The 11,762-nt window shown below is 40.4% G+C and carries 9 protein-coding genes; all 9 read left to right on the forward strand.

Annotation, left to right across the window (positions count from 1 at the left end):
- The first annotated feature begins 109 nt into the window (after positions 1 to 109).
- The 9 genes from secA (at position 110) to J1N10_RS07515 (ending at position 11,635) form a co-directional block, all read left to right on the forward strand.
- On the forward strand, positions 110 to 3,415 hold the full coding sequence (secA, locus tag J1N10_RS07475; protein WP_262326069.1) for a preprotein translocase subunit SecA: 3,306 nt from the start codon (positions 110 to 112) through the stop codon (positions 3,413 to 3,415).
- A gap of 135 nt (positions 3,416 to 3,550) precedes the next feature.
- Entirely contained in the window at positions 3,551 to 4,336 is a 786-nt protein-coding gene (lgt, locus tag J1N10_RS07480) for a prolipoprotein diacylglyceryl transferase (protein ID WP_262326070.1), read from the forward strand.
- A gap of 140 nt (positions 4,337 to 4,476) precedes the next feature.
- Positions 4,477 to 5,064, forward strand: a complete 588-nt coding sequence (locus tag J1N10_RS07485) for a TetR/AcrR family transcriptional regulator (RefSeq protein WP_262326071.1) — start codon at positions 4,477 to 4,479, stop codon at positions 5,062 to 5,064.
- A complete protein-coding gene (locus J1N10_RS07490; protein WP_262326072.1) occupies positions 5,064 to 6,209 on the forward strand; it encodes a hypothetical protein in 1,146 nt (381 codons plus the stop codon). Before J1N10_RS07485 ends, J1N10_RS07490 begins: the two co-directional genes overlap by 1 nt.
- A gap of 35 nt (positions 6,210 to 6,244) precedes the next feature.
- Positions 6,245 to 6,949 (forward strand): ABC transporter ATP-binding protein, encoded by a 705-nt coding sequence (locus J1N10_RS07495; RefSeq protein WP_262326073.1) that lies wholly within the window; start codon positions 6,245 to 6,247, stop codon positions 6,947 to 6,949.
- Between the two features lie 77 nt (positions 6,950 to 7,026).
- Complete coding sequence (locus J1N10_RS07500; protein ID WP_262326074.1) at positions 7,027 to 8,187, forward strand: ABC transporter permease; 1,161 nt, start codon at positions 7,027 to 7,029, stop codon at positions 8,185 to 8,187.
- A 71-nt stretch (positions 8,188 to 8,258) separates the two neighbouring features.
- Positions 8,259 to 9,413 (forward strand): ABC transporter permease, encoded by a 1,155-nt coding sequence (locus tag J1N10_RS07505; RefSeq protein WP_262326075.1) that lies wholly within the window; start codon positions 8,259 to 8,261, stop codon positions 9,411 to 9,413.
- Positions 9,414 to 9,576: 163 nt separating this feature from the next.
- Entirely contained in the window at positions 9,577 to 10,851 is a 1,275-nt protein-coding gene (locus J1N10_RS07510) for an ABC transporter permease (protein ID WP_262326076.1), read from the forward strand.
- A 49-nt stretch (positions 10,852 to 10,900) separates the two neighbouring features.
- Positions 10,901 to 11,635 (forward strand): outer membrane lipoprotein-sorting protein, encoded by a 735-nt coding sequence (locus J1N10_RS07515; protein ID WP_262326077.1) that lies wholly within the window; start codon positions 10,901 to 10,903, stop codon positions 11,633 to 11,635.
- The last annotated feature ends 127 nt before the right edge of the window (positions 11,636 to 11,762 follow it).

Consider the following 11,762-nt stretch of genomic DNA (forward strand, 5'->3'; position numbering starts at 1 on the left):
GTGGCTAATTAACCACGCGAAAGGATTCGCGCGGTAGCGAAAGAAATATTTTAATTAGACTGTCTTTAGTCTAATGTCTATCATCTAAAAATCTAATAAATATAATAATATGGCACTTACGGGTTTGATTTCCAAATTGTTTGGAAACAAGTACGACAGAGATATGAAAGAGGTGGAACCTTTTGTGAAGAAAATCAAAGAGGTTTACCCGCAAATTGAGAAACTATCGCACAACGAGTTGCGTCAGAAATCGACTGAATTGCGTGAGCGTATTCAGGGAGCTGTTAAGGCTGAGCAGGATAAAATTACTGAGTTAAAAGCGAAGACGGAGTCATCAGAGATTTCAGTTGGTGAAAAAGAAAAGATATATAAAGAAGTTGATAAGCTGGAGAAAGACATTACAGAAAAGCTAGAGCAAGCCTTAACAGATGCTTTGCCAGAAGCTTTCTCGATTGTAAAGGATACCGCCCGCCGTTTTGCTCAAAACGAAAAAGTGGAAGTGGCAGCAACGCAGTTCGACCGCGATTTGTCAGCTACTAAAGATTTTGTGAAGATTGAAGGCGATAACGCTGTCTATTATAATTCGTGGTCTGCCGGAGGTAACGAAATTACCTGGGACATGATTCACTATGATGTGCAGCTGATTGGTGGTGTGGTACTACATAGCGGTAAAATTGCCGAGATGGCGACCGGTGAAGGTAAAACATTAGTGGCCACATTGCCGGTGTTTCTGAATGCGTTGGCCGGACGTGGTGTTCATGTGGTAACGGTGAACGACTACCTGGCTAAGCGTGACTCGGAATGGATGGGACCTTTATACCAATTCCATGGTTTATCGGTTGACTGTATTGATAAGCACCGCCCTAATTCGCCTGAGCGTCGTGCTGCTTACAAAGCAGATATTACATTCGGTACCAACAACGAATTTGGGTTTGATTACCTGCGTGATAACATGGCTATTTCACCAGATGATTTAGTGCAACGACCACATAACTACGCTATTGTCGATGAGGTTGACTCGGTGTTAATTGATGATGCACGTACGCCTTTGATCATTTCTGGTCCGGTGCCAAAAGGTGATGACCAGTTATTTGGCGATTTAAAGCCAAAGATTGAGAAGATTGTAGAGGCGCAAAAGAAATTGGTGACGGGTGTATTGGCAGAAGCCAAGCAAAAGTTAAAATCATCGAATAAAAAAGAGCAGGAAGAAGGTTCATTGCTATTACTTCGTGCTTTTAAAGGATTGCCAAAGAATAAAGCCATCATTAAGTTCTTAAGTGAAGTTGGGGTGAAAGCCAGTATGTTGAAGACAGAGAACTTCTACATGCAGGAGAACAGTAAGAACATGCACATTGTTACTGACCCGCTTTTCTTTGTGATTGATGAGAAAAACAACTCCATTGAGTTAACCGATAAAGGACTTGACTTGATTACAGGTTCTTCAGAGGATCCAAACTTCTTCGTACTACCTGATGTGGGGTCCGAAGTGGCGGCATTGGAAAAAGAAACCATGTCGGAAGAGGAGCGTACCAAGAAAAAGGATGAGATTATCCAGAATTTCTCCATTAAGTCGGAGCGAGTGCATACCATCAACCAGCTATTAAAGGCTTACACCTTATTCGAAAAGGATGTGGAATATGTGGTGATGGACAACAAAGTGAAGATTGTAGATGAGCAGACAGGCCGTATTATGGAAGGCCGTCGTTACTCTGATGGACTTCACCAGGCCATTGAAGCCAAAGAACGTGTAACCGTTGAAGCGGCTACACAAACCTATGCCACTATTACCTTGCAGAACTATTTCCGTATGTACAACAAGTTGTCGGGTATGACTGGTACGGCGGAAACTGAAGCAGGTGAGCTTTGGGATATCTATGAATTAGATGTGGTGGTAATTCCTACCAACCGTCCAATTCAGCGTAACGATATGGAAGATATCGTTTACAAAACTAAGCGTGAGAAATACAATGCCGTAAGTGCCGAAATCATCCGTTTGGTGGAAGAAGGTCGTCCGGTATTGGTGGGTACAACATCGGTTGAAGTATCGGAGTTGTTAAGCCGTACTTTAAAAATGCGCGGTATTAAGCACAATGTACTGAATGCAAAGTTGCACCAGCGAGAAGCAGAGATTGTGGCTGATGCCGGTACGGCTGGCGTTGTTACGATTGCCACCAACATGGCCGGTCGTGGTACAGATATTAAGTTGTCGAAAGAAGTGAAAGATGCTGGTGGTTTAGCTATTATTGGTACTGAGCGTCACGAATCACGTCGTGTCGACCGTCAGTTACGTGGTCGTGCCGGTCGTCAGGGTGACCCGGGTTCATCTCAGTTCTTTGTGTCATTGGAAGATGATTTGATGCGCTTGTTTGGTTCAGATCGCATCGTGAAATATATGGACCGCCTTGGTTTGGAAGATGGTGAGATGATTCAGCACAGCATGATTACCAAATCGATTGAGCGTGCGCAGAAGAAGGTGGAAGAGAATAACTTTGGTATTCGTAAACGTCTGTTGGAATATGATGATGTGATGAACTCGCAGCGTGAGGTTATCTATACCAAACGTCGCCATGCCTTATATGGTGAGCGAATCCAGGTGGATATTTCCAATATGATGGCCGATACTTGTGCCGATATTGTGACCGAATACCAGGAAGCTGGTGATTACGAAGGTTTCAAGCTGGAGTTAATTCGCATATTCTCAGCGCAATCACCATTTGCAGAAGAGGAATTCCTGAAAGGAAGAGTTGATGAATTATCAGAGCAGTTGTTCGCTAAAATGTGGGATGCCTACAAGCGTAAAGGTGAAATCATCGCTAAACAAGCTCATCCGGTTATTAAAGACGTGTATGAGACCAAGTCTGAGATGTATAAAAACATTGTGGTACCAATCAGCGATGGTCAGAAGGTATATAATATCACAACCAACCTGAAGGATGCTTACGAAAGTGAATCAAAAGAATTGGTTCGCTCATTCGAGAAAGCGTCTATGTTGGTGACCATTGACGATGCCTGGAAAGAGCATTTGCGTGAATTGGATGACTTGCGTCAGGCAGTGCAGAATGCGACATATGAGCAAAAAGATCCATTGTTGATTTATAAGTTTGAGTCGTTCAACTTATTTAAAACCATGGTGGGCGAAAATAATAAAGCGGTTGTTTCATTATTGTCAAAAGGTCATATTCCAATTCAAAATGCCGATGGTGTTCAGGAGGCTCAGGAGCGCAAGCGTCAGGATTATAGTAAGATGCAAGCGCGTAAAGATGAGTTCTCGCGTGGCAATGGTTCAACCGAAGGTGGTCAGAAGAAACCAGAGCGTGTAGAGCCGGTTCGTGTTGAGAAAAAGGTGGGTAGAAATGAGCCTTGTCCATGTGGAAGCGGTAAGAAATACAAGCAATGTCATGGTAAAGGATTGTAAATTTTAGACATAAGACATAAGTATCAAGACTAAAGACTTAATGCCCAGAGGCTCACTGAGGGAGTCGAAGTGTGATAAGGTGTTTAGACAATAAACCATCTTGATACTTAACTCTTAATACTTAATACAGAAAATATGATTCTAAATTCAATCAATTGGAATGTTGATCCGGAGATTTTCTCAGTCGGTTTCATTCATGTGCGTTATTACGGCTTGCTGTTTGCGATGGGGTTTATGCTGGGCTATTACATTATCGAAAAAATGTTTAAGTCCGAAGGTATCCAGCAAGAGTGGCTTGATAAGCTCTTTATGTACGTGGTGATTGCCACCATAGTGGGCGCACGTTTGGGCCATGTGTTTTTCTACGGATGGGATTATTACTCGCAGCATCCTGGCGATATCATAAAAATATGGGAAGGCGGATTGGCCAGTCATGGTGGGGCCATTGGAATATTGATAGCACTGTATTATTACTCGAAGAAGGTAACCAAAAAAAGTATGATTTGGACGCTCGATCGTTTGGTAGTACCAGTGGCTCTAACAGCTGTATTTATTCGTTTAGGTAACCTGATGAACTCAGAAATATATGGTCATGCTACCGACTTACCGTGGGGTTTTGTATTTGAGCGTCGTGGCGAAGAAGTTGCCAAGCACCCAACGCAATTGTACGAGGCTTTATGCTATCTGATTACTTTTGTCGTTACTTTCTTTACCTATTGGAAAACAAAAGCTAAAGAAAAGCAAGGCTTAATCTTTGGTATTTTCTTAATCGGTATTTTCTTGTCGCGCTTCTTTATTGAGTTTGTTAAGGAAAACCAGGAAGCTTTTGAAGAAGGAATGACCTTTAATATGGGGCAGTTGCTTAGTGTTCCTTTTGTTATCGCTGGTGTTTATTATATCTACAATGCCTTAAAAAAGTAAGATTATAAATAATTTATATAAAAAAGCTGAAATTCGTTATGGGATTTCGGCTTTTTTATTCGCAATTGTTAAAAATGGACGATTTTAATAATAATATAAAATAATCGTCTATATTTGTGAGTGTAGTAATTTTGTGTGTTATGAAAGACCATTCGAATAACAAGAAATACCAGGCCATAATGGCTAAAGGCAAAGAGAAATTTTGGCGTCATGGTTTGAGACGTGTAACCTTAGAAGAAATTTGTCAGGAGGCTTCGGTAAGTAAGATGACCTTTTATAAGTTTTTTCCGAATAAAATAGCATTGGCCAAAGCCATTATTACAGATATGATGGAACAAGTTATGGATGATTATTCGGCTGTAATCTTATCTGATTTAGCGGTTGAAGATAAAGTAAGTAAGGCTATTTTTTTGGAGGTGAAGATATCTAAAGATATAAGCATTGAATTTGTTAATGATATCTATAAAAACAATGAAACCGAACTGATTAATTTACTAGAGCATTATAAGAATGAAGGTAAAACAATGATGTACTCTGTTCTGGTTCAGGCTCAGGAGGAAGGCATCATTCGAAGAGATGTGAAGATTGAATTTATAATGTATCAGTTGGATAAGGTATTTGAAACGCTTCAGAATGATGAGCTACTCAGTCAATACAGCTCTTTTAGGGAGTATTCACTTGAGAATATTAATTTTCTATTGTATGGTTTAATGCCTAAAAAACGCTAATGAGGTACGTAGCTGCCATAATGCTTTGGGGAATTTGCCTGAATGCCTGGTCGCAACTTAGTTCAGAAACAAGTGCGGTTGATTGGCAAGGTCAGGTGGTAGGCTGGGGGCACTATAATCCCGATAATCCTTACCCGATGTATTTTGGGGCACGCTTTATTCCGCAGCTTAATTATGAAATAACACTGGCCAACAGTGGCTTGATTGATTTTGAAGGGTCTGCCAATATAGTTGGTGATGTTGGTGTGCATATTCCCGATTCATCTGACTGGAATGGGAAGTTGTCACCATATCGAATTTGGGCACGATATTCAAATGAGCAATTAGAATTCAGGGTTGGACTACAAAAAATAAACTTTGGCTCGGCCACCTTATTGCGTCCGTTAATGTGGTTTGATCAGGTGGATCCACGTGATCCGCTTCAATTAACGGATGGTGTTTGGGGTGGATTGATGCGGTATTATTTTATGAATAATGCCAATTTATGGTTATGGGTATTGTATGGTAATGACAATCTAAAAGGCTGGGAGTTTATAGAAAGTAATCATCGGATTCCGGAATTTGGTGGGCGTTTTCAGTTGCCTATACCATTAGGTGAAGCAGCCATTTCTTATCATCATCGTTTGGCTGATAGCCGTGGATTAGATGAAGCAATTCGTTCTTTTGAAAAAATACCGGAAAACAGACTGGGTATAGATGCCCGTTTGGACAAAGTGATTGGTTTTTGGTTTGAAGGAGCATGGGTAAGTACGATAAAAGATTTGGGGGCTTTCACCAATCAAATGAGTCTTAACCTGGGGCTTGATTATACCTTTGGATTTGGTAATGGTTTAAATGTACTTGCCGAACATTTGGTGACGGCGTATAATGAAAAAGCCTTTCGATTTGATGAGTCAGTCAATTTTAGTGCCCTGTCTTTGAACTATCCAATTGGTATGTTTGATAATTTAAATACCATTGTGTTCTATAATTGGGCCGATAAGCAATTCTATAATTTTATCAACTGGAGCAAACAATACGATTCAATCGCTTTAAATATAATGGGCTATTGGAATCCAGATGATTATAACATGATTATGCAGGCCAATGCTGAAAATCTGTTTGCAGGCACCGGAATTCAGTTGATGTTGGTCTATAACTTTTAATATGCCTAACTTAAGCTCATAAAACCAATAGTAATATGGACGATAAGGTGATACAATTACAAAGTCTGACGAAACGATTTCCGGTAGGGAATGGTTATTTTACAGCCCTTACAGATATTAACCTGGAACTTCAAAAAGGAGAATTTGCTGGCTTGGTTGGGCCAAGTGGTTCGGGCAAAACAACATTGCTTAATATTATAGGTTCACTGGATGTACCAAGTGAAGGTACAGCAACAGTACTAGGTAATTCCATTGCCCAATTAAGTCAAAAGCAGGCTGCTCACCTCCGGAATCATCATATTGGTTTCATTTTTCAGACCTATAATTTACTGCCCGTTTATACGGTTTATGAGAATGTTGAATTTGCGCTTTTATTGCAAAATATGTCAGCCAACGACAGGCGTAAATCAGTTATGCAAGCGCTGGAATGGGTGGGATTGACCGATAAGGAAAAATCGAAGCCATCCATGTTATCAGGAGGAGAGTGTCAGCGAGTGGCCATTGCCCGTTCAATGGTCAAAAAGCCGCAAATTGTGCTGGCCGATGAGCCCACGGCAAATCTTGACTCTAAAAACTCGCACCATATTTTGCAAACCATGCAAACTTTGAATGAAGAGTTGGGTGTAACGTTCGTGTTTTCAACGCACGACGAAAAAGTAATGCAGTATTTAAAACGAAAGATATCACTGGCAGATGGCAGAGTTGTTAAAGATGAAACGGTCATGGCTGATAGTGTGTAAGTTTATTAACCTGTCAACTCTTCAACTAATAAACTTTTAAACTGATAAACTCATCAACCTTTAAACTAATATAACAATTGGTAGCATTTAAACTGGCATATAGAAATCTGATTGGCGCAGGATTACGTACCTGGCTAAATGTTAGTGTACTGTCCTTTGCTTTTGTCTTGATTATCTTTTACAATGGCATGATAGATGGCTGGAACAGGCAGGGAAGAAATGATACGCAAGAATGGGAGGTGGCTAATGGTCAATATTGGCATCCTGACTACGACAAACTGGATGTTTATAGTATAAAAGATGCTAACCAGGAGCTGGGAGAGCAAGTGGATGAATTAGTTAAGGCTGGACAATTGCTGCCGGTCTTAATTCAACAAGCGACTATTTATCCGCAGGGACGTATGCAAAGCATATTATTAAAAGGCGTTCCTACTGATCAAATCATTTTGAAGTTGCCAACTGATTCGTTGCAGGGAGATAAAAATTCCTTGCAGGCAATTATTGGGCGAAGAATGGCCAAAACAGCTCAACTAAAGGTGAATGATCGGGTTTTGTTACGATGGCGCGATAAGAATGGCACTTTTGATGCTCGTGAAATCACCATTACTTCTATTTTCTATTGCGATGTACCTGGTGCGGATAATGGTCAAATATATATCGACTATGAGAAGATGCAAGACATGATGGGCTTTAATAATAGAGCTACCTTACTTGTTACCGCCAATGAAGAGCCAGAAGTGCTTGCCGGTTGGGATTTTAAAAATTTGGACTTTTTATTAGCTGAATTGGATCAAATGATTGAATCGAAAAAGGGGGGAGGTATCGTTTTGCAAGGTGTTTTATTGCTAATTGCATTGCTGGCTATTTTCGATACTCAGGTATTGTCCATTTTCAGGCGGCAAAAAGAGATTGGTACCTATGTAGCTTTAGGACTCACCAGAAATCAGGTAGTGGGTATTTTTACAATTGAGGGCGGTATGCATAGTGTTTTAGCGGCATTGTTGGGTGCGGTTTATGGTATTCCGTTCTTCTTATGGCTCGATACGGTTGGCTTGAGTTTCGGGGGGCTCGATGTTGGCATTACCATGGCTGAAGTTATTTATCCTTATTACAGCCTTGGATTGATTTTGTCAACGACTCTTTTGGTGGTGTTGGCAGCTACTGTAGTCAGTTATCTCCCGGCTCGAAAAATAGCAAGGATGAACCCAACAGAGGCGCTAAAAGGAAAAATACAATGAAGAAGTTGAATAGTTAAAAGTTTAAGGTTCTGAGTTTAGGAAATACAAAATTATAAATCATCAGTCAAAGTATGCTCGCATTTAATTTAGCTTATAAAAACCTGTTGGGCGCCGGATTAAGAACCTGGCTGAATGTGAGTGTTTTGTCCTTGGCATTTGTCCTGATTGTCTTTTATAATGCCATGATTGATGGTTGGAACCGGCAAAGCAGAGACGATACCCAGGATTGGGAAATTGCACAGGGTCAATATTGGCACCCCGACTATGAAAAGTACGACGTATATTCTTTAAATGATGCCCATCAACAATTGTCTGAGCAAACGCAACAAATCGTTGATAAAGGGGTGTTGGTGCCCGAATTAATTCAGCAAGCGACCATTTATCCGCAGGGGCGTATGCAGAGCGTTTTGTTACGAGGTATTCCTAAAGAGCAGGAGGTTCTTAAATTACCTACCGATTGTTTATTGTCACCTAATAAACCCAATGTTGCAATCATTGGTAAGCGAATGGCTAAAGCAGCCAAGCTTCAGAAGGGTGATGCTGTATTGCTGCGCTGGCGCGATAAAAATGGCACCTTTGATGCGCGACAATTTACAATTGCTGCTGTTTTCAATTGTGATGTAGCTGAGGCAGATCAAGGTCAGTTCTATGTTGATTATCAGCTGATGCAGGAGATGATGGGTTTTACAAACGAAGCAACATTGTTAGTGTCGAAATTAGAACAAAATCCGACCATTGACCACTGGACATTTCAGTCAGCCGATCGTCTGTTAAAAGAATTGGATGATTTAATTAATTCGGAGCGCATCAGTGGTATGATCATCCAAATGATTTTATTGATGATTGCTTTATTAGCGATCTTTGATACGCAGGTCTTATCGATTTTCAGACGTAAAAAAGAGATTGGTACCTATATCGCATTGGGCTTAACCCGTCAACAAGTGGTGGGTATTTTTACGATAGAAGGAGCCATGCATAGTTTGTTGGCTGCTCTGCTTGGTGCCATTTATGGAATTCCGTTTTTTATTTGGGTTAATTCCATTGGGATTAATTTCGGAAGTGCTGATATGGGGATAACTATAGCCGAGAAGGTGTATCCCTATTACAGTCTAAGGTTGGTCGTGTTAAGTGTGATAGTGGTTTTAGTATCATCCACCATCGTTAGTTACATACCGGCGCGAAAGATTGCGTATTTAAAACCAACGGATGCTTTAAAAGGAAAGTAAGATGATAATCTGTCGAACTGTCGAATTGATGAACTGATGAATTGAGGAATCGAAAAAGTGTTGAATGGCAGAATAGGAAACTCCGAACGCGGAACCCAAAACATAAAACAGGAAACTATTACAGACTTCGGACAATGAGCTTCGGAGTAAAAATATAACCAACATGATTAAATTTCTTTTAAAAGGCATATTGCGCGATAAAAGCAGGAGCTTGCTACCTGTTGTAGTCGTTTCATTAGGGGTTTTTCTCACGGTTTTCATGAGTGGTTGGATGAAAGGTGTATTTGGCGATATGATTGATATGAACGCCAATTATACCATGGGGCATGTGAAGGTGATGACGCGTGCTTATGCTGACAATGAAGCACAAATTCCCAACGATTTAGCCTTATTGGAAGTGAGCGAGCTAATTAATCAATTATCTGCCGATTATCCCGATATGGAATGGGTGCGGCGAATTCAGTTTGGGGGATTGCTCGATGTGCCTGATAAAAATGGAGAAACGCGCGCGCAAGGGCCAGCTGCTGGCAGAGCCGTTGATTTATTATCACCAGATTCCAAAGAAGCTGAGCGCTTGAATATTCCAAAATCAATTGTTAAGGGACAAATGCCCCAATCGCCAGGTGAAGTTTTGATAAGTGATGAGTTTGCCGAGCGATTTGATGTAAATATTGGTGATGAGATTTCAATTTTGGGTTCAACCATGTATGGAAGCATGGTGGTGCCAACCTTTAAAGTTGCCGGTACGTTGAATTTTGGGATGGCTATGCTCGACCGGGGAGCAATTATTATGGATATAACAGATGCTGAAATGGCCTTTGATATGACGGATGCAGCAGGAGAGGTACTGGGCTATTTTAAGTCAGGATTATACGACGATGAGCAGGCCTTAATCGTGCGCGATGCATTTAATCAAAAGCATAGTGATACAGATGATGAGTTTGCGCCGATAATGCAACGTTTGCGCGATGAGCCTTCATTGAAGCAATACCTCAATATGGCCGATAATATGAGTGCCATGATGGTAATGATATTTGTTATAGCCATGTCTATCGTATTGTGGAATACCGGCTTGTTGGGTGGTTTACGCCGTTATACCGAATATGGTGTTCGCTTGGCTTTAGGAGAAGAAAAGAGCCATATTTTCAGGACTATTATTTATGAAGCGATGATTATTGGTTCCATCGGTTCCATTGTAGGATCGATATTTGGAATTGCTGTATCGTATTACTTGCAAGAGAATGGTATAGATTTTAGTGCTTTAATGGAGAACGTGACCATGATGATGCCAACGGTTTACCGGGCTAAAGTAACGCCTGAATTATTCTATATAGGTTTTATTCCTGGTTTACTGGCGATGACACTGGGTAATGCCCTGGCTGGATATGCTATTTATAAGCGTAAAACTGCCCAATTATTTAAAGAATTGGAAGTGTAACTATAGAAGGAACAAGAACGGAATTATAAAACGAGTCAATTTAAATACTATGAAGAATATAATAATCCCACTAATATTGGTCTGTTTTTGCACTTTAACGTACGCTCAGGCGGCCAGTGAAATAATGCAAAAGATTGACAAGAATATGTCGTCCGATAACCGCATAGTTGAATCAAGTATGACGATACATGGTCGTCGCAACAGTAGGACGATTACTTCTATAAGCTACACGGTTGGTACTGAAAAATCGTTTACAGAATATTTGTCACCGGCGCGCGAAAAGGGCACTAAAATGTTGAAGCTCGACGATAAATTATGGACTTATTATCCGGCTAATGATCGGATTGTGCAGATTTCGGGGCATATGTTGCGCCAATCGGTAATGGGTTCCGACTTATCCTATGAAGATATAATGGATGATCGTAAGTTAAGTGATGTTTATGATGCAGAGACTGAATCAGAAGAAGTGATTGATGGACGAGCAATAAAGGTGCTGAAGTTAAGTGCTAAAGTTGATGATGCAGCCTATGAAACAAGAAGGCTTTGGGTGGATACCGAGTATTATTTGCCTATAAAAGAAGAATTGTACGCTAAAAGTGGTCAGCTTTTAAAACGTACGACTTTAAGTGATTTTAAAAAGATTGATGGACGTTGGTTTCCCATGAAGCTTAATTTTAAAGATGTGCTTAAACAAGGCCAGGGAACCGATTGGGAAATTATCAGTATTGAATTTAACGGGGAAATTCCAGAATACATTTTTACCAAAGGCGCCTTGAAGAAGTAGTAAGAGATATATTTTTTTGCTAAGACTGACATCATTATTTACTTAATTCAAATAATGATGTCAGTCTTTTTATATCAATGAAGTGCTAATTGTAAGAATTAGGGGGTATGAATTGATAAAGTGTTAT

It is taken from the genome of Carboxylicivirga litoralis, from assembly GCF_025499605.1.
GTDB lineage: Bacteria > Bacteroidota > Bacteroidia > Bacteroidales > Marinilabiliaceae > Carboxylicivirga > Carboxylicivirga litoralis.

Coding starts and splice junctions, on each gene's coding strand:
- secA (WP_262326069.1), top strand. CDS start 110: ATGGCACTTACGGGTTTGATTTCCAAATTGTTTGGAAACAAGTACGAC.
- lgt (WP_262326070.1), top strand. CDS start 3,551: ATGATTCTAAATTCAATCAATTGGAATGTTGATCCGGAGATTTTCTCA.
- J1N10_RS07485 (WP_262326071.1), top strand. CDS start 4,477: ATGAAAGACCATTCGAATAACAAGAAATACCAGGCCATAATGGCTAAA.
- J1N10_RS07490 (WP_262326072.1), top strand. CDS start 5,064: ATGAGGTACGTAGCTGCCATAATGCTTTGGGGAATTTGCCTGAATGCC.
- J1N10_RS07495 (WP_262326073.1), top strand. CDS start 6,245: ATGGACGATAAGGTGATACAATTACAAAGTCTGACGAAACGATTTCCG.
- J1N10_RS07505 (WP_262326075.1), top strand. CDS start 8,259: ATGCTCGCATTTAATTTAGCTTATAAAAACCTGTTGGGCGCCGGATTA.
- J1N10_RS07510 (WP_262326076.1), top strand. CDS start 9,577: ATGATTAAATTTCTTTTAAAAGGCATATTGCGCGATAAAAGCAGGAGC.
- J1N10_RS07515 (WP_262326077.1), top strand. CDS start 10,901: ATGAAGAATATAATAATCCCACTAATATTGGTCTGTTTTTGCACTTTA.